General features: G+C 49.1%; 13 protein-coding genes. 9 read left to right on the forward strand and 4 right to left on the reverse strand.

What is annotated here, in order from left to right:
- The first annotated feature begins 179 nt into the window (after positions 1–179).
- The 7 genes from QFZ51_RS14870 (at position 180) to QFZ51_RS14900 (ending at position 10,680) form a co-directional block, all read left to right on the forward strand.
- Positions 180–2,498, forward strand: coding sequence for a PSD1 and planctomycete cytochrome C domain-containing protein (locus QFZ51_RS14870; protein WP_429046822.1), 2,319 nt, complete (start codon positions 180–182; stop codon positions 2,496–2,498).
- Positions 2,499–2,528: 30 nt separating this feature from the next.
- Positions 2,529–3,983 carry a DUF1501 domain-containing protein gene (locus QFZ51_RS14875; RefSeq protein ID WP_370911459.1) on the forward strand — a complete coding sequence of 485 codons (1,455 nt, stop codon included), beginning with the start codon at positions 2,529–2,531 and terminating at the stop codon, positions 3,981–3,983.
- 14 nt (positions 3,984–3,997) lie between these two features.
- Complete coding sequence (locus tag QFZ51_RS14880; RefSeq protein WP_370911460.1) at positions 3,998–5,023, forward strand: 6-bladed beta-propeller; 1,026 nt, start codon at positions 3,998–4,000, stop codon at positions 5,021–5,023.
- Positions 5,023–7,197: an FN3 associated domain-containing protein gene (locus QFZ51_RS14885; RefSeq protein ID WP_429046825.1), complete on the forward strand. Its 2,175-nt coding sequence runs from the start codon at positions 5,023–5,025 to the stop codon at positions 7,195–7,197. The genes QFZ51_RS14880 and QFZ51_RS14885 overlap by 1 nt, the downstream gene beginning before the upstream one ends.
- Positions 7,198–7,245: 48 nt before the next feature.
- Entirely contained in the window at positions 7,246–8,655 is a 1,410-nt protein-coding gene (locus tag QFZ51_RS14890; protein ID WP_429046827.1) for a PLP-dependent aminotransferase family protein, read from the forward strand.
- A 94-nt stretch (positions 8,656–8,749) separates the two neighbouring features.
- Entirely contained in the window at positions 8,750–9,196 is a 447-nt protein-coding gene (locus QFZ51_RS14895) for a GNAT family N-acetyltransferase (RefSeq protein ID WP_429046829.1), read from the forward strand.
- Between the two features lie 68 nt (positions 9,197–9,264).
- Positions 9,265–10,680 (forward strand): GDSL-type esterase/lipase family protein, encoded by a 1,416-nt coding sequence (locus QFZ51_RS14900; protein WP_429046831.1) that lies wholly within the window; start codon positions 9,265–9,267, stop codon positions 10,678–10,680.
- Between the two features lie 48 nt (positions 10,681–10,728).
- On the opposite strand, the gene QFZ51_RS14905 is transcribed toward QFZ51_RS14900, so the two are convergent.
- Both QFZ51_RS14905 and QFZ51_RS14910 read right to left on the reverse strand, forming a co-directional pair.
- Positions 10,729–11,298: a hypothetical protein gene (locus tag QFZ51_RS14905; protein WP_429046833.1), complete on the reverse strand. Its 570-nt coding sequence runs from the start codon at positions 11,296–11,298 to the stop codon at positions 10,729–10,731.
- Between the two features lie 137 nt (positions 11,299–11,435).
- Positions 11,436–14,006, reverse strand: a complete 2,571-nt coding sequence (locus tag QFZ51_RS14910) for a sensor histidine kinase (RefSeq protein WP_429046834.1) — start codon at positions 14,004–14,006, stop codon at positions 11,436–11,438.
- A gap of 95 nt (positions 14,007–14,101) precedes the next feature.
- On the opposite strand from QFZ51_RS14910, the gene QFZ51_RS14915 reads away from it, so the two are divergent.
- On the forward strand, positions 14,102–15,244 hold the full coding sequence (locus QFZ51_RS14915; RefSeq protein WP_429046835.1) for a glycoside hydrolase family 130 protein: 1,143 nt from the start codon (positions 14,102–14,104) through the stop codon (positions 15,242–15,244).
- Between the two features lie 26 nt (positions 15,245–15,270).
- A complete protein-coding gene (locus QFZ51_RS14920) occupies positions 15,271–16,752 on the forward strand; it encodes a hypothetical protein (RefSeq protein ID WP_429046836.1) in 1,482 nt (493 codons plus the stop codon).
- A 3-nt stretch (positions 16,753–16,755) separates the two neighbouring features.
- Here QFZ51_RS14920 and QFZ51_RS14925 read toward each other — a convergent pair whose 3' ends face one another.
- Positions 16,756–18,951: a GH92 family glycosyl hydrolase gene (locus tag QFZ51_RS14925; protein ID WP_429046837.1), complete on the reverse strand. Its 2,196-nt coding sequence runs from the start codon at positions 18,949–18,951 to the stop codon at positions 16,756–16,758.
- A 44-nt stretch (positions 18,952–18,995) separates the two neighbouring features.
- Entirely contained in the window at positions 18,996–20,447 is a 1,452-nt protein-coding gene (locus QFZ51_RS14930) for a RagB/SusD family nutrient uptake outer membrane protein (protein ID WP_429046839.1), read from the reverse strand.
- Between the last annotated feature and the right edge of the window lie 2 nt (positions 20,448–20,449).

The raw sequence follows: 20,449 nt of genomic DNA on the forward strand, positions 1-20,449 counted from the left end.
CAATTTGTAGGTATGTATATACATAATGCTAAGAAAGCACCATTATGGAGCAAAATAGCATCAAAATGGCATGTTATTATAGCCGATATTTACCATTATTAAACAACCAGACAGCTATAGTAAAAATTCACGGGCCTCCCCGTTGTATAAGTACAGTGTACAATTAATTGCAGAAAATTATGTTCCAACGTTGTGTCAGACTCACCATCTGCTCTCTTGCATTTTTATACGCGTGTAATAATGGCGATACACCCGGTAAACAGCAGGAAAAATTGCCTGAAATTGTAGATTACAATTTTGATATACGGCCTATCTTATCGGATAAGTGCTATGCCTGTCATGGTCCGGATGCCAATAAACGGGAAGCCGGTCTGCGCCTGGATATTGCCGACAGCGCTTATAAAGCGCTCCGTGAAACACCCGGCGCACATGCGCTCGTACCCGGTAATCCCATGGCTTCTGTATTGTACCAGCGCATCAGCACCACGGATACTTCTATGCGCATGCCTCCGCCATCCTCCAATATGTCGCTTAGCAACTATGAAGTAAAGCTGATTGAAAAATGGATCAAACAAGGCGCAAAGTATAAACCACACTGGGCCTTTGTGGCGCCGGTAACACCGCCGCTGCCCAAAGTAAACAAAGAGAAATGGGCACGTAATGAAATAGACCATTTTGTATTGGCCCGCATGGAAGAGAAAGGGTTGGAACCCAATCCCGCTGCGGATCATGAGAGATTGCTCAAACGCCTTTGCCTCGATCTTACCGGCCTGCCGCCATCACCCGAAAGAATGGAGCGCTTTGCCAAAGATACCAGCGACGCCGGATACGAACGTATGGTAGATGAACTGCTGCAGGACAGCGCCTATGGCGAAAAGATGGCAGTGCACTGGATGGATGTGGCCCGTTATGCTGATTCGCACGGCTACCAGGACGATAACTACCGCAGCATGTGGCCCTGGCGGGATTGGGTGATCCACGCATTCAATGAAAACCTGTCTTACAAAGACTTTATTACCTGGCAGATCGCAGGAGACATGATCCCCGGCGCTACCCGGGAACAACTGCTGGCCTCCGGCTTTAACCGCAACCACAAAATTACGGAAGAAGGAGGAGTAATAGACGAAGAATACCGCATAGAATATGTTTCTGACCGCACCAATACATTTGGTAAAAGCATGCTCGGCATCACCATCGAATGCGCTCACTGCCACGATCACAAATATGATCCGTTCTCACAAAAAGAATATTATGAACTCTTTGCCTTCTTTAATAACGTGAAGGAAGTAGGACTGGAATCCGCGGTGGGCGGCCCGGAAACCTACGCCAAAACGCCCTATATGGAGATCACGAAAGAAGATCTCAAAGGAGTGCTGAAATTTATTAATAAACAGGACAGCAACAGGCTGATCGTATCTGTAATGGGAGAGAAAGACACTACCCGGAAAACGTATATCCTTGGCCGTGGTAACTATGACAACCCTACGCTGGAAGTGCAACCTGAAACGCCACATGCGGTGCTGCCGTTTGATGTGAAACAATATCCGGCCAATCGCCTCGGACTGGCCAACTGGCTGTTCGATAAGCGAAACCCACTCACTGCAAGAGTGTTCGTGAACCAGCAATGGCAGGAAATATTCGGTAGGGGCATCGTTAAAAGTACCGGCGATTTCGGTATGCAGGGCGATCTGCCTACCAACCCGCAACTGCTCGATTGGCTCGCGGTGGACTTTATGCAGCACGGCTGGAATATTAAACGTCTCATGAAACAAATGGTCATGACCACCACCTACCGGCAATCGACCGCCATTTCCAAAGACAAACTAAAAGCAGATCCCGAAAATATTTACCTCTCCCGAGGACCGCGGTTCCGTTTACCCGCAGAAGGAGTGCGCGACCTGGTGCTGAAAAGCAGCGGGCTACTGGTACCGGTGATCGGTGGTCCCAGCGTAAAACCTTATCAGCCTAAAGGCTTATGGGAAATGGCTACATCTGGCAGGGGAATCCTGGCCAGCTACAAACAGGACCATGGTGAAAGCCTGTACCGCAGAGGGTTGTATACCTTTATCAAACGTACAGTGCCACCGCCTTCCATGATGATCTTTGACGCCAGCAACCGCGACCAGTGCGAAGTGAAACGCGCAAACACCAACACGCCCTTGCAGGCGCTTATCATGCTCAATGATCCTACCGTGCTGGAAGCTTCCAGGGTACTGGCATCCAGGCTGCTGCAAAAAGATAATAACAGCTCCAGGAATATCCGGCAGGCCTTCCGTTTAATTGTTTGCCGTACACCGCAACCACAGGAACTAACCTTGCTGGAGAAGTATTATGACCAGCAACAGCAGCTGTATAAACAACAGCCGGCCAGCGCAGTAAAGTTGCTGCAACATGGAGAATACCCGATGGCGCAACACCTCGACAATGCCTCATGGGCTGCCATGATGCAGGTGATCACCACCATCTATAACCTGGAGGAAACACTTTCAAAAACATAACGATCGTATAGTCACGCATAATAAAGGACGATGAAAAACGAATTCATAGAACACCACCTGAATATGAACCGCCGCAAGTTCTTGTCGCGCCTGAGCCTTGGCGTAGGCAGCCTTGCCCTGGGTTCATTACTGGTACCTGACCTCTTTGGTAAAAACAGCGGGGAAGAAGCGCCTTTCATTCCCGGCATGCCGCACTTTGCACCCAAAGCCAAAAGGGTAATTTACCTGTTTCAGAATGGCGCGCCCTCACAACTGGAGAGCTTCGATTACAAACCGAAGCTGCGGGAAATGATGGGACAGGAACTGCCGGCTTCCATCCGTATGGGGCAGCGCTTAACAGGCATGACATCGGGACAGTCGTCTTTTCCGCTGGTAGGTTCGCACTACGATTTTCACCAGTATGGCGAAGCGCGCGCCTGGATCAGTGACCTGTTTCCGCATACCGCCAAAATAGTGGACGACATCTGTATTGTCCGTTCCATGTTTACGGAAGCGATCAACCATGATCCGGCCCTTACCTTTTTCCAGACCGGGGCACAACAAGGTAACCGCGCCAGCTTTGGCTCCTGGATGAGCTACGGCCTCGGCAGCGAAAATAAAAACCTCCCCGCATTTTGCGTGCTGCTGTCGAGAGGTAAAGGAAACGGACAAGGCGTATATTCCAAGTTATGGTCCAATGGATTTTTAGACAGCATCCACCAGGGCGTTCAGTTCAGCAGTGGTGAAAGTCCTGTGCTGTACCTGAATAATCCTGAAGGCATTGACATGGCTAATCGCCGCCAGATGCTGGACCAGCTCGCCGCATTGAATGACCAGTCGTATAAAGAATTTGGCGACCCGGAAATCAATACGAAGATCCAGCAGTACGAAATGGCTTACCGCATGCAAACGGCGGTACCGGAGCTGACGGACCTCTCCAAAGAATCGGACGATATCATTAAACTATATGGACCGGATTGCCTGGTGCCCGGCACCTTCGCTGCCAACTGCCTGTTGTCCAGGAAGCTCTCTGAAAGCGGCGTGCGGTTCATCCAGCTGTACCACCAGGGCTGGGATCAGCATGGCAACCTGCCCAATGAAATGGCCGGACAGGCAAAAGATGTAGACCGTGCTTCCGCGGCATTGATCACTGATCTGAAACAACGTGGCCTGCTCGATGAAACGCTGGTAATATGGGGCGGTGAATTTGGCAGAACCAACTACTGCCAGGGTAAAATGACTGCCGATAATTATGGCCGCGATCACCATCCCCGTTGCTTCTCCATCTGGATGGCCGGCGGTGGCGTAAAACCCGGCATCGTATACGGTGAAACCGATGAATTCGGATATAATATTATAAAGGATCCGGTACACGTGCACGACTTCCATGCCACCATCTTACACCTGATGGGACTGGATCACGAAAAATTAACTTTTAAACACCAGGGACGCCGCTACCGCCTCACAGATGTGGCTGGCAAGGTAATCCCCGGATTGATGGCCTGATAAATACTGTTATAATGGAAAGAAGAAAATTCATACAGACGTCGGCGTTAGTAACCGCCTCCTTTTATATTTCCCGCGATCTTTTTGCCAAACCAAAAGGACCGGTATACGGCCACAATAATATGCGCTATGCGCTGGACACCAAATGGGGAACGCTCGACAGCAGCCGGTACCCGGTGAAAGATTGCCATGAAATGGTGCAGGACAAAAAAGGCCGCATCATCCTGCTGACCAACGAAACAAAAAATAATATTCTTATCTATAATAAATCCGGCAAACTGCTGGAAAACTGGGGCCATGAATTCCCCGGCGCACACGGACTTACACTCAGCAATGAAAATGGTACCGAATACCTGTTCATTACGGATACCGAGAAACACCAGGTATACAAAACAACGATGGAAGGTAAAATTCTGCTGACTATCGACTATCCCGCTGAAACAGGCGTGTATAAGAAGAAAGAGGAATTTGTACCTACAGAAACAACCGTGGCAGACAACGGCGACTTTTATATTGCCGACGGCTATGGTGCGCAATATGTAATGCGGTATGACCGCAATGGTAAACTGCTGGGTTATTTTGGCGGAAGGGGTCAGGGAGATGAACACCTGGACAATGCCCACGGTATCGTGGTAGATCACCGCAAAGGCACGCCTACGCTCATTGTTACCGACAGAACACGGAATTGCTTTAAACGCTTCAGCCTCGACGGACAGCTACAGGAAGTAATTGCGCTGCCCGGCGCCTGCGTATGCCGCGCGGTTATAAAAGGCGATCACCTGTATGCAGCCGTATTACGCTCGCCTAATATGGATAAGGAAGGCAGTGGTTTTGTAACGATATTGGATAAAGACAACAAGGTAGTTTCCAATATCGGTGGCACCGCACCGGTATATACCGATGGAAAACTGCAGCCCATGCAGCAGGCAGAGAAAATATTTGTACATCCGCATGACGTATGTGTGGATAACGACGGGAACCTCTATGTGGCACAATGGGCCTCGGGGAAGGTGTATCCTTATAAACTCAGGAGGGTATAATGACCGCGAAACAGCCATCCAGATGGCAAAGCGCAGGCAGCAGCCTGTTATTTGCCGGAAATATTTTTATCCTTTTCCTCGTGATCTTTGGCAACAGGGTGGTGTTACCTCCCTGGTTGCAGGTGCTGGGGCGCATGCATCCTTTGCTGCTGCATTTTCCAATTGTACTGATTCTTGTGGCAGGCATTTTAACGTTTATCCGTTTGCGTGAGCCTGCTGCTGAAGCGTGGAAACAACAGCTGGCATCTGTGTTACTGCTTACCGGCGCACTCAGTGCAGTCGTTACCGTTATCATGGGCCTGTTTTTATCAGGTGAAGAAGGATACAACGGCAGTGGCACTTTACAGTGGCACAAATGGAGCGGCGTGACAATGTGCTGGCTGGCCTCTTTCTTATACTGGTTTGGACAATCGGAGAAAAGCCGGCCGCTGTTACAGAAGGGCGGTGTGCTCATCACCGCGGCATTGCTGGTGATCACCGGTCACCTGGGAGCTGATATCACGCACGGCGAAAACTTTGTGCTGGCGCCGGTAAACCCCGCGGGTAAAAGGCCACAGGTGCCCTTCGACCAGGCGCTGGTATATGAACACCTGGTGAAACCGGTGTTGCAGGAAAAATGTATGAACTGTCATAATACAGGCAAGGCAAAAGGGGAGCTGGCAATGGAGCTGCCGCAACAACTGCTGAAAGGTGGAAAGAGCGGTAAACTGTTTGTTGCCGGTAAACCGGACATGAGCCTGCTGATGGAAAGACTACACCTGCCACTGGATGCCAAAAAACATATGCCGCCGGCAGGAAAGCCGCAGCTTACACCAGAAGAAGCGGACCTGTTGTATTACTGGATCAAAGGCGGCGCTGATTTTAAAACAAAGGTAGCCGCATTACCTGCAAAGGATAGCCTGCGGTTGCTGGCCGCAGCCATGTTAGAGCCAGCCGCATCAACAACCCCGGTATACAACTTTGCCGCAGCAGATGAAAAGCTGGTACAAAAGCTGAATAACAATTACCGTGTTATTTACCCGGTAGCGTTAAATGCAGCCCCACTTGTTGTTAACTGCTATAATAAAGATCAGTTCAACAGTAAATCCATCGAAGAACTGCTCCCGCTGAAAAAGCAGATCATAGAAATGCACCTGCAGAAGATGCCGGTGCAGGATGCCGATCTGAATATCATTGCACAGTTTCCGGAGCTGCGGGTGCTGAACCTGAGCTTTACTAACGTAAAGGGACAAACGCTGTCGGCCCTGGCAAAGCTGCCGCACCTGGAAAGCCTTTCGCTGTCCGGCACCCCCGTTACCTTACAGCAGCTACAGGTACTGAAAACAGCACCTGCGTTGAAGGAGTTATACCTCTGGAATACGGGACTCACTGCTGCTGAACTGGACAAGCTCCCTGCTGCATTTAAACAGGTAGCCATCATCAAAGGATTTATAGACGATGGTAAACAACTATTAAAACTGAATCAGCCTTTATTACTGAATACCGCTTCTGTTTTCCACAGTACGGCACAACTGCTGCTGAAGCATCCCATAAAAGGGGTGGAGATCCGCTACACTACTGATGGATCGGTACCAGACAGCATCAACTCGCCGCTGTTTAAAGACAGCCTGTTGCTGCAAAACAATACCACCATCCGTGCCATTGCCTGCAAAAAAGGCTGGTACGCCAGCGACCCGGTGCAGTTCAGTTTTTATAAATCTACGTATATCCCTGACAGTGTGGTATTGCTCACGCAGCCGGATGGAACCTATGCCGGCAGTGGCGCCAAAACCTTATGCGATGGGCAGAAAGGCGGTATGGATCAGGGCAACGGAAAATGGCTGGGCTATGTGAAAGAACCTATGTCTGCCATGCTGCTTTTCAAGCAGGCCATACCCTTGCAGTCAGTATCGGTAGGCATCTTACGAAATATTAACGGGTATATTTTTCCACCCGCCAAAATAGAAATATGGGGTGGGGCAGATGCACAACACCTGAAGCTATTGAAACGGATTATTCCGGCAGCAGGAAAAAAAGACGACCCCGCCGCCGCTATGGAAATAGCAGCAGCTTTCCCCGTTACCAACGTTTCCTGTGTAAAAGTAGTGATGGAACCCCTGCTGAAAATACCGGGCTGGCATCCTGGTAAAGGAAACCGCGGATGGGCATTTGCGGATGAGCTGTTGTTGAATTAGCTGTTGAAATTCGCCTACCTTTACCGGGTCATCGTAGCCGGTAAAGAAATGAAACAATATAAATACGAAGAAATAGCAGCGAACATTGAAAGTAAGATCACCGGTGGCCAGTATTTACCTGGTCACCGGTTACCTTCAGTAAGAACATTGAAGGCACATTACAGCACCAGTTTGAGTACCATCCAGAGCGCCTATGACGATCTCCTGTTAAGGGGCCTGGTGGAAAGCGTTCCCCGTTCCGGCTACTATGTAAGCGCCCGGCCGGCAGCTACCGGTAAAGTAACTGAAACCATGGTAGTAAGGGATCCTGTTTTCAGGAATAACCTGGCGGCGATTTCTTCCGAAAACCGGCAACGCAGCGCACTATCTGAATTCAACGTGGCGGCTCCCGGCGATTTGTTGCTGCCGCAGCAGTTGTTGCTGAAAACCATGCAGCAGGTGATCCGCGAAAAAGGAGCGGCGCTCTTAAAATATTATCCTGCCAATGGTTTGGCCACATTGCGTGAAAGCATTACCAAACGCGCAGCACATCACAATACCCGTTTACAATCTGATGAATTGCTTATCACAGACGGCGCTTTACAGGCAGTATATATTGCGCTGGCAGCGGTGTGTGAGCCAGGAGATGTAATTGCTATTGAAAGTCCCTGTATTTTTTCCGTATTGGAAGTGATCCGCGTACTGCGGCTGAAAGTGGTGGAAATTCCTGTGCGTCCGCAAACAGGATTTGATCTGGATGTGCTGAAGGAAGCCTGTGCCATACATGCTTTTAAAGCCATTGTCGTTACACCGAATTTTCATAATCCTACCGGCACACTGCTAACGGATGATCAAAAGCAGCAACTGCTGAAAGTAGCGCAAGCCCACAACATTGCGCTGATAGAAAACGATATTTACGGTGAGCTGCCGTTCAACGGCCAGCGTCCTTCCACCATCCGCTCCTTCGATAGTAGTGGATTGGTAATGACCTGTTCCTCTTTTGCAAAATCGCTGGCGCCGGGTATCCGGTTGGGATGGCTGTCGGCCGGCCGCTTTTTCCGGCAGGCAGAACAGATCCGGTTTGCCGTGGGCAGCAGCGTATCGCCTGTGTACCAGGAAACGATGAATAAAATACTGGAAGGCAGTGCTTATGAAAAACACCTGCGCGTTTTCCGGAAGCAGCTGGCCGCACAGTGTGAGCAGAGTTTGAAACTGATCAGGGAATGTTTCCCCGCGGGGACCAAAGTAAGTCGTCCGGGCGGCGGTTATCACCTGTGGGTGCAGTTGCCGGAAATGCTGGATATGACTGATTTTTACCGCTTTTGTGAAGATACCGGGGTGAGATTTACACCGGGATCGGCCTTCTCTTTTACAGGTGCTTATGACCATTACTTCCGGCTGGTATTTGCCGATAAATATACACCGGCAAAGGTGGCGGCTATACGAAAAGTGGGAAGCTACGCGGTAGCCCACAGCTGAGGGTTCCTGTACCGGTTATATTTCGGCTCCCTGTATCCTGCTGCGCAGCGGTGGACTGCTACTTTCGTGGTTCATTCTTTTCAAACAACCGGACATGAGTACTATCATTACAAAGTTTGCAGTGGCATCAGACAAGATGATTGATGAGCTGTTATACCTTACCCGCACCTGGCTGGCAGAGCATCCCGAAATAAAGATGGAAGGGCAATACACCAAAAAAATCCTGGTGAACAGTATGAATAGTTTTTCAAGTCAGTGGTTCATCGTATATGCGGAGGAGGAACCGGCGGGCTTCGCCTTTCTTACCGATGGCGGCGTGCGGCCTCCATTCCTGGAAGGGAAGCGGATCGTACACCTGTCGGCTTTCGCGATATTGCAGGCGCATGCCGGCGGAACAGCAGCAGCCTCGTTGCTGGAAAAATGCCTGGCGGTATATAAGGGCCGGGATGCCATGTGGGCAGAGCTTTCCGTAGCGCCGGGCTACCTGGAAGCAAATGGCTTTGTGAAAACAGCAGGCTATCTTGTAAAAGAGATGCAGTAAGGGATACGTGGAATGATAAAAGTAAATATTATCTTAACAACCCATTATTCCACGTATAATTTTTACACATGAGGTCCAGGTGTTTTATTTTATTATTGATCCTGCTGTATCAGGTCCCATTATTTGCACAGCGGGTAAAGATTGCCTGTTTGGGCGCAAGCATCTGTGCCGGCGCCCGGCTGCAGCATCCTGAAACCGAATCCTATCCCGCGCAGCTGGGAAAGCTCCTGGGGCCGGACTTTGAGGTGACCAACTACGGCGTAAGCAGTACCACTTTACTGAAAAAGGGCGATCATCCCTATTGGAATACTTCCGGGTATAAAGCTGCATTGGCAAGTGAACCAAATATTGTGCTGATCGACCTCGGCGGCAACGACAGCAAGCTGATTAACCGCGTATATCTGGATGAATACGAGCGGGATTGTCACGACATGATCCGTGCATTCCGGGCATTGCCTTCACACCCGCGTATCCTGTTGCTGCTGCCTATTGTTTCTTTTGTGAAAGACACTACCCAGATCTGGGACCCGGTGATTACAAAGCAGATTTTACCAAAGGTAAGACAGGTGGCTTATGAGGAAAACCTGGAGTTGGTAAACCTGAACGCACTGCTGATGGGTAAACCTGGACTCATGCTGGATGGAATTCATCCTGAACTGGAGGGCACTACTTTGATAGCGAAAACACTTTTTGAGGTACTGCACCCGGTGCGGGATACGGCCTTTAACGCCATTAGCCGGCTACCCGGCGATAAAAAGATCACCTCATTTTATGGCTACCGCTGCACGGATTTTGATTTCAGGGGCCGCGCCTGTAAAGTGGTGGCGCCTAAGTTTGCGGCTGCCGGTCATCCGTGGATCTGGCGCGCCCGTTTCTGGGGGCATGAACCGCAAACGGATATCGCCCTGCTGGAACGGGGTTATCATGTGGTATACTGTGATGTGGCTGAATTGTTTGGCAATAAGGAGGCTATACAATTATGGAACGGGTATTATTCGTTGTTGCGCAAAGCCGGACTGGCACATAAAGCAGTGATGGAAGGCATGAGCAGGGGAGCGGTATACGTGTACAACTGGGCGGCTGAAAATCCGGATAAAGTAGCGGCTGTATATGTAGATAATCCCGTGATAGACCTGTGCAGCTGGCCGGGAAGCCAGTTTAAAAAACAGGTCGCGCAACCTAACGAGTGGGAAGCTTTCAAAAAGGATTACGGTTTTACTTCCGATAGCGCTGCTATGCTGTTTAAGGGAAGCCCGCTCTATAAAATAAGGGAAATAGTAAAAGGAAAGTACCCGATGCTGCATGTGCTGGCAGATGCGGATACGGATGTACCGCCTGAAGAAAATACGCTGCCGTTTGAAGAGAAAATAAAAGCGCTCGGAGGAGATATAACGGTGATGCATAAACCGGGATTCGCCCATCATCCTCACAGCTTCCCGGACCCTACACCTATTGTAGATTTTATTTTAAAAGCGGCAAAGTAGTTAAACAGTTAGCTTTCCGCTTTAGGCAGAAAGCTAACTGTCATGCGTTTATTTTACCAGCCATTCCAGCTTATACATCCCGCGGAACCTGTCGTAAGTCAGCAGTTCTGCATCCCGTTTAAACAGGGCATCCATCTGATCGGCCAGGGTTTCATGCGCAGGGAAGGCCTGTTTTACATTCCAGGCAGTCAGCGTTTGTATTTTACCGTTAGGAGCGGAGAAGTACATTTTGTACTGATCTTCCGGACCGGCTTTGGGAGAAGTGGGTATTTTTCTCTTATACAGCAACAATTGCGGGTTTTTATTCAGGATCTGGTAACTATGATTGCCCTCTACCCGGTAAACATCACCGTTGGTGAGCTGATAAGCAAATATTTCATTTTTGTTGATATGAATATTTTTGCCATTATGCTCCAGGGTGACATAACTTTTAGGCGCAAGTGTATGCAGATGAATCCTGGGTGTTTTGTTGCTGTTATCCTTGGTATAACTCAACCCGCCGGACAGGTAATCATCCATGCTGCGATAAATGCCGGTAATTTTCTTTTGCGCGTCTGCTGCTACATTGATACACATCAACAAGCAGATCAGGTAAAAAATTCTGCTACAGTATTGCATATGTCTATCGGTTTGTTTTGGTGCTACTATTAATTTAGCAAAATTAGCCGATAATTTATTACCAGGACATGATAAAAATCATTAAAAATTTCCTAAAAATTGATTTGGTAAGATGGTTATTTTATTTCATCCGGCACTTACAAAACCGGCAGGTATACATAAAACGTACAACCTTCATTCAACTGTGATTCAGGGTAAATATATCCTCCGTGATTTAATACCACTTTCCGGCAAATGGTTAACCCAATACCTGAACCGGGATAGTCGGAAACCCTCACCAAACGCTTGAAAATAGTGAATACCTGATCCGCGTATTTTTGCTCAAAGCCAATACCGTTGTCGCGGAATACCAGTTTATAGTAACGTTTGTCAGTTTCCAGCTTTGGAACGGTAGCCTGTTTTTCCGGTGATAGTATGCTCACACTTACCCGGATCACCGGTTCCTGGTCATTAAATTTCAGGGAATTATCAAGCAGGTTATGAAAGAGCTGATTCATCTGTAACGGAACAGCTTTTATTCGTGGAAGCGGTGATATTTCAATATGGGCTTTTCTTTTCTTCAGATCGGGTTCAAGATCACGCAATACGTTTTTCATAACAACGTTCAGATCTGTTTCAATAAACAGATCTTCATTTTTATTCAGTTTGGAGTAAGTCAGCAGGTCTTTGATCAGCCCGGACATACGCGAAGCGGAAGCAATCATTTTTTCCAGGTATTCTCTTACCGGTTGCCGTGCCGCTTCTGCGCTCATAGCAAGGTTACCAAAGGTTTGAATTTTGCGTAGCGGTTCCTGCAGGTCATGGCTTGACATAAATACAAAATCTTCCAGTTCCCTGTTTGTCCGTTTCAATTCTTCATTGGCTACTTTCAATGCTGTGGTGCGGTCTTCCACATGTTGTTCCAGCTTATCTGAATAGTTCCTGGCAGCTTCACGCGCTGCCACAAAAAAGGTAATGTCATTAGTAACGCACATAATGCCGGAAACATGACCATTTTCTTCATACAGTGGTTCAAATGTAATTCTGACAATAATATCTTCTGGTTTGCCAAAGCGGATAATCTTTAATGGCAGTTCACCGGTAATATATCTTTTACCGCTGGTGTATGCCTTCTCTATCATGCCTTCCATTCCCTGTGATTTCAGCTCTGGTAAGGCTTCCAGTAGTGGTTTTTGCATTACTTCTTCGGCCGCTCTGCCCCAGTATTGCAATTGTATTTCATTGGCTACCTCGATATTCATTAACAGTCCTTTCAATAAGCAGATGGCTACCGGCGCCTGTTCAAATAAATTTTTCAGTTGTTGTTCTGCATGGTTGCGCAACTTTAAAATTCTAATATGCGATTTTACTTTCGTAAGCAGTTCTACGGCTGAAAAGGGTTTCACCAGGTAATCGTCTGCACCGGCTTCCAATCCATCGATACGTGCTTCGCCACCGGTGCGTGCAGAAAGGAAGATAACAGGTATCTGCGCTGTAGCCAGGTTACCACGTAAACGTTCCAGCAGATCTTTTCCATTCATGACCGGCATCATGATATCGCTGAGAATGAGATCCGGCTTATTGCGCTCCACTTGCTCCAGTGCTTCCAGTCCGTTTTTGGCAGTCGTGATATAATAATATTTTTCGAGTAGCCTTGCCAGGTGGTTACGCATATCTGCGTTATTGTCTACGATGAGCACGTGTGCCCGTTCAGGGCTGTTGGCGGCTGTTTGGGCTTTATCAATAGCCGCTAATGCGTCGTTGCGTTGTTGTGCCTGTTCATATGCATGTACATTCGAAAAAGCGATGCTGAAAGCGTTACCCAGTAATTCGTAAAAATTCAAATAAGTTTCGTCCAGCGTTCGTCTGGCACTCACGCCGGCAACAACAAATCCCCATGGCCGCTGCTCGCCGGCGATATTTACCGGCAGCACAACAGCGCTGTGTGGCGCTTCCGGGTAGGGACCAAAGGGAATATGGCCAAGGTGGCTGCCCAGGTCAGTTATCACTCCCGGTTGCAGGGATTGTAACGCTTCGTCGAAAGACCAGTTAACTCCTGCAGTATCCGCATCAATCCCCGCGGCGGCTATCACACAATGGTTATTTACTTTGCTATCCAGCTGGTATAACAGCAGGAAAGGGATATCGCAGCTGAAGTCAATCGTCTTTCCCAATATTGCTTCGCATATCTTTTCAGTAGTTTCTGCTTTGCCTATCAGGGTCGACAAATCATGCAACACCTGCGTCCGGCGCGCAGCCAGCACTTTATCTGTTGTTTCGGTAACCGTGTGAAAAATGCCTCCCACTTCGCCGGCTTCATTCCGTATGGGCGCAAACGAGAAAGTCATGAACGCTTCTTCGAGGTAGCCGTTACGGTCCAGGAACATCCGCTGGTCTTTGATATAGGTTCCTTCTCCTGACTGTCCGCGGGTGAAAGCATCGCCTACCACGGGCAGTGCTGTTTCCCAGCATACCCGGAAGCTCTGACCCATAGACATGGGATGTTTATCACCACAGACAAGCCGGTAGCTATCATTGTAGATCTGTATAGTATCGGGACCCCAGGCGATTAAAACGGGAAATGTGGAAGCAAGACACAGACTGACCGTTGTTTTCAAACTTTGGGGCCAGCATTCAATAGGTCCTAAGGATGTTGCCGACCAGTCCATGCTTTTAATCAGCCTGCCCATTTCTCCACCACGAGCTAAAAATTGATCCCGATGTTTCATAGGCGTTTGGTAATAGGGCACATATAGTTTTGTTTGAATGAGTCAAAAGCGGAGATTATCTTTATCCTTTCCATACTCAATTTAAACAAACTACCTTGAATAGCAAGATTCTGCCTCTGATCGCTGCAATAATAGTACTCACGCAGCACCCGTTGAAAGCCCAAACCAACCGTTTACCCGATTGGGCAATGGGCGGCTTTGTAAGGCCCGCCGGCGTAAATCCCGTGATCCGCACAGATTCCACAGCGCATTTTTATGATTCGCTCCTGCAAAGGGAGGTCGACTGGGAGTCGAACGACACCTTTAACCCTGCTGCTGTGGTGAAGGCCGGGAAAATAGTAGTGCTCTACCGCGCAGAAGATAAATCCGGTATCAAGATAGGTACGCGTACATCCAGGATCGGCTATGCAGAAAGTAAAAACGGGGCTTCTTTCAAAAGAAAAAAAATACCGGTATTATATCCGCGTAACGATGATCAGCAAACCTATGAATGGCCGGGTGGCTGTGAAGACCCCCGTGTAGCTGTTACCGTTGATGGCACCTATGTGATTTTCTATACACAGTGGAACCGGCAGGTACCCCGCCTGGGAGTGGCTACCAGTAAAGACCTGGTCAACTGGACCAAGCACGGGCCCATTTTCCGGAAAGCCGGCAGCCGTTTCGTGGATCAGCCGCATAAATCGGCGTCCATCGTTACCATGCTGAAAGGAAAGAAGCAGGTGATTGCAAAAGTAAATGGAAAGTACTGGATGTATTGGGGCGAAGCCGGCGTATTTGCCGCTACCTCTGATAACCTGGTGGACTGGCAACCCGTTACCGATAGCAGCGGTGCATTAAAAGCGCTTATAAGGCCCAGGAAGGGCTATTTCGACAGCGGGCTGACGGAGTGCGGTCCGCCGGCTATTATGACCGATAAAGGCATCCTGTTGATGTATAACGGGAAGAATCAGCCGGGTGAAAGAGGCGACCGGCGCTTTACCGCAAACAGCTACAGCGCAGGGCAAGTACTTTTTGATAAACAGGAGCCCGAAAAAGCCATTGCCCGCCTGGATGTTCCGTTCCTCCGTCCAATGGAAGCATTTGAGAAAAGCGGGCAGTATGCCGCAGGCACCGTGTTTATAGAAGGGCTGGTATATTTTAAGAAGAAATGGTTTTTATACTACGGCTGCGCCGACAGCAGGGTAGGGATGGCTGTATTTGATCCAAAGCACCCGGCGCCCGGAGATCCCCTGCCATAACCGTTCACCATTAAATTTCCGCTATCATGCGTAACCGTTTTTTTTCGTTGCTTGTAATGGCTGCTTTTTTTACAGCATCATCCGCAAACGCGCAGTATATCGAAAAAGTAGTTTTTGATATAAAAGACAGTACCGGCAATTTTTATCTCGCGGTACCGCCGCTGTCCCATCAGATAAAAGGCGTGGTGGTGGTGCTGTCTAACTTCTACCAGCTGGATAACCTGGTACCGGAAACAAAGCTACACAATGTAGCCTGTGCCAACGACCTGCTCACTGTTTTTGTTTCTATGCAGGAACAACTGTTTGCCGATACCGCCGTGGTAAACCGCATCAGCACCGTGATACAGCATGTGGCCAATAAATACAAAGCGGATACGTCGAAATTTGTATTGGCCGGATACGAGTATGCCAGCAACATCGCGCTGCGCTATACGGAATTAACCCGGCAGTTCCCCGCCGCCTATGCCGTACATCCCAAAGCCGTTTTTACTGTCAGCGGCCCGGTGGATCTGAATGGATTGTGGCAGTGGTGCCAACAGGTAATCCGGAAAAAAACAACCGACGGACAAATGGGCGACGCAGGTTATATTCTTGATAAAATGACCCGCGAAATTGGTACGCCAACGGCGCGCCCGGAACGCTACCGCGCCCTTTCACCGTTCAACCGGGAAGACACGGCTGCCGGCAATGAGCAATACCTGCAACGTGTACCCGTGCGCGTGTATTATGATACGGACATCGCGTGGCTGCTGAAGGAACGCCGCAACAGCTTGTATGATACCTATATTCCCGATGCCACCGAACTGATAAGCAGGCTACTGCTGGCCGGCAACGGAGAAGCGGAGTTCATCGCTTCACCGCAACCCGGTAAACGCATCAACGGCGCCCGTTACGCAGAGGCATTTTCTATTGTAGATGAAACGGAATGTATCCAATGGATCAAACGTACACTGGATATTTTTGACCCGGTAAACTGGAAACCACCTTATAAGCTGAACAAGCCGAAGGGCTGGGGAACAGAACATTTCCAGGTGCCGGTGGACTTTGCCCCGGAGATCCGCTATAAAGGTGTGGAAGATATCCGCTTTGCACCAGGATGGGGCGACAGCACCAGCGCGGAACACTGGTCGTATGCTTTCCTCTGGTGGCTGAAAGATAAGCCCGTGGTAAACGCGGCTACGCTGAATACCTATCTCACCGCTTATTACAATGGCCTGGTAAAACGTAACGTTATCGGCCGCCGGATATCCGCGGAAAAACAGGTTCCTACGGTCGTCGATATCAAAAAAGTAAAAACATTGGAAGGAGATGTGGAAACCTACGGCGGCACTATCCGGATGTTAAACTATATGGTACAGCGCCCCATTGTGCTGCACTGTACCATACATGTAAGCAATTGCGAATCGCAACAGCGTACCGCCCTCTTCTTTGAAATTTCCCCGCAGCAGGCGTCCCATGCGATCTGGAAGCAGATGGACGGGCTATGGAGTAGTTTCCGCTGCGAGTAAGGATTATTGCCCGCCGGGGATTGAGTAAATATCAAATACGCCGCCTTTCATCAGGTCGGTGTGCAACAGGCGCGTGGTACTGTATGGCTTTCCATCCTTTTTTATGGCGCCAATGGATACAGGCGTGCCTTTAGCCTCCACACGGATGGTGGTAGTGGTATGCGCACCGGTATGAATGACAATACGCTCAAAAGTGGGAATGGTGACGGCATATTCCGGCGCCACGGGGTTCACCGGGTAAAATCCCATCGCGGCAAATACATACCAGGCACTGATCTGGCCGGCATCGTCATTGCCGCATAACCCTCCCGGACCTACGCCGTATTCCATGGCCCTGATTTCACGGGTATGCGCAATGGTTTTCGTTTGCGCGTTTACGTAGTTATACAGGAAAGGGATCTGGTGACCGGGTTCATTGCCATGCCAGTATTGCTGGTTTAAAAAAAGACTATCCAGCGCCTGTTCAAATTTTTTATTTCCACCGGTTAATTTAATAAGACCGGGAATATCATGCGGTACATAAAACCCATACTGCCGTGGCGTTCCCTCGGTAATAAAAAACATTTTCTTGTCCCGGTCGGGATGCTCATACCATTTGCCGGAGGCGTACCGGCCGTTTACATCTCCCAGCTGCGGATCAAATACATTGGCATAATTGCCGGCCCTTTTTGTTAAGGCAGCATAATCTTTTTGCTTATGCAGTGCCTTCGCGATGGTAGATAGCGCGTAGTCATCAAACGCATATTCAAGTGTGCGCGATACCTGCTCACGGCTGTGAAAAGCATACGGCACGTTATCTTCCAAAGGTACATATCCGTATTTCAGGTAAGAAGATAAAGCCCTGCGGCCCTTGCCTTCTTTATAATCAGCTATGGCAGCGGTGTCAAAAGCATTTTGCCGCATGAGGCGATACGCTTCTTCCACATCATAATTACGGATGCCTTTGTTATAGGCAGATGCAATAAATGGAATGGCATGATCACCCACCATAGCGGCAGTGTAATTATTCCAGCAGGGGAAGATTGGCAGCCAGCCACCCTGTTGCCCTTTCAGGATCAGCGATCGTACCAGGTCGTTAATCAATGTGGTGTCCAGTATTTCATACAGCGGGAGTTGCGCACGGTATATATCCCACATGGAAAAGTCGTCGTAGTAATTGCCGGAAGCCAGTTGTTTCACCTGGTAAGATTGCGCAAAAGCAGGGTAGGTGCCTTTTACATCATTGAAGAGGCGCGGGTGCTGCATGGTATGATACAATGCCGTATAAAAGATTGTTTTATCTTTTTCGGAAGAACCGGTTACTTCAATTTTCCCCAGCGCTTTATTCCATATATCGGCGCCAGTTTTTGTTTGTGCGGTAAAATCCCAGTGACTGATTTCTGATGCAAGATTTTCCCTGGCCGCGTCAATACTGGTAAAGGAAGTGCCTACACGTAACCTTATCACGCTGCCTTTATGCACATTGAATTTTACAGCAGCGCCGATACCTGCATAGTCTTTGATACTGTCTTCCGCCAGAACGGTGTTGTCGCGGAATACTTTTGCATCACTAAATACTTCTTCAAACTGCACCACGAAGTAGCCGCTGAATCCTGCTGGCTGTCCCTGTCCCTGGTAAATGCGGAACGCGGGGTTATAGCCGGAGATCTCCTGCCGCCGGCGGTCGATATACACGGCGCCTTTGCCCCGGTCGCTGTTGGGCCTGATCACTATATAGCAGTCGTCCTCTTTGGTGAAGCTGAACTGCATCATGCTGCAACGCGCGGTGGCAGTGATGGCTGCGTGTATCTTGTCTTTGCCCAGTAATGTGCTGTAGCAGGCGGGCGAGGCTGTTTCACCGGTGTTTGAAAACGTTGAGGCGTAACCGTCAGGTGTGGTTTTGAGTTCGCCGCAAACGGGCATAACGGTCATACTGCCGTAGTCCTGTGTACAGGAACCGCTGAGCCAGTGTGTGCCGCGGAAGCCACTGAAAAGAGAGTCCGTGTAATAATACGGCGCCACACATTTCTGTTCGGTGAGCCTGGTTTGCGGGGTCCACTGCGTCATGCCAAAAGGTGTGCCCACCGCGGGAATCGTATTGGCCAGCTGCTCGGTGCCGGCGCCATGCGCCAGGGCGGTGAGGGTGGTGCTTTTGGAAGTGCCGGTGAACGGGTCTACATAAGCCAACAGCTGGCTGGTTTGTGCCAAAGCACTTGCCATACCAGCTGTTAACCATAAAAAAGTACAAACGGTTTTACGTACCATCAATATCCTTTATTTTGTTTGATCTTATCCTTGTTAATATCTATCTGGCTTTGTGGTACTGGTATTACGAGGTTGTCGCTGGTAAGGTCCGCTACTAACCTGATCTGTGCTTTTTTACTGTTGAGTACCGGAATCGCCCTGCCGGTGCGCACCAGGTCGTACCAACGGTGACCTTCAAACGCGAATTCCACCCGTCTTTCATTTTCTATTGCCAGCCGGAACGATGCCTGGTCAGGCACGTTGGCGGCCGTTTTTTCTGCGAGTCCTGCTCTTTTGCGGATCATGTTCAGGTAAGTGAATGCTTCACCACCGCCCTGGTAGCCTATTTCATTAAGGGCTTCCGCATACATCAATAATACATCTGCATAACGAATCACCGGGAAGTTATTACCATTATCGTTCTTGGTGGCAGGTACATCAAAGTACTTCTTTACAAAATAATAATTTACGGTAGCTCCGCTGGCATTTACATAAGAAGTAGCCATAGAAAAGCCTTTCCTGGTGTCGCCGGTTTCGTAGGCGCTTTCCATATCAGGAGTAACCTGGTTATTGCCATCGCCGCCAAACTTCACTACCGCATCACCGGAGTTTTCAGGAGCAAAAGAGTTAGGCAGCGGATTGCCTTCTTTTACGCCACCTGATTTATATTGTACGTCAAAAACAGATTCCTTGTTATTTTTCTTGCTTACATCAAAAACGTCGGCATATTTATCCAATATGGCGTAAGTGCCGGAGTTGATCACTTCTTTCAGCTTTGCAGCAGCATCGGGGTATTTATGTTGCGTGAGCAATACCTTTCCCAGCAAGGCTTTAGCCGCGCCACGGGTAGCCCTGCCTATATCGGCGCCGGTATAACTCACCGGCAATGCGGCTTCAGCGGCTTTCAGGTCGGCTTCAATTTGTGCGTATATGCTGGCTGCTGGATCACGGGTATATTCATATGCCTGGTCGGCATTGGTGATTTCTGTTACCACCAAAGGCACATCACCAAAGGAACGCACCAGGTTGAAGTACACTAGCGCACGGAGAAACTGCGCTTCTGCGGAGAAGCGCTTCTTCAATGAATCACTCATGGCTATCGGCGCAATCCTCGACAGGATGGTGTTGCTGCGGGAAATGGCTTTGTAGCTGTCGTTCCAGCGGGCGGCCACAAAAGGATTGGTAGTTTTGATATAGAAGCGGTCAAATTCATCCTGGTCTGTTACAGAGCCGGAAGGCACCGGGAAGTTATTGTCGGATGGGATATCACCATAAATATAAGCGTTGCCAAATACGCCGCCCGACTGCAAGGAGCCATAGTTGGCATTGAGTGCATTTTTAAAATCGTCTGCTGTTTTGTAGAAGTTTTCCGTAGTGGCCGTGGAGGGCGGGACCTGCTCCAGGAAGCTCTTTTTGCAGGCCGTAAATGAAACAGCTGCTGCGAGGAATATGTATATATAATTTGTGCGCATGT

This window comes from Chitinophaga sp. W3I9 (assembly GCF_050434025.1).
Lineage (GTDB): Bacteria > Bacteroidota > Bacteroidia > Chitinophagales > Chitinophagaceae > Chitinophaga.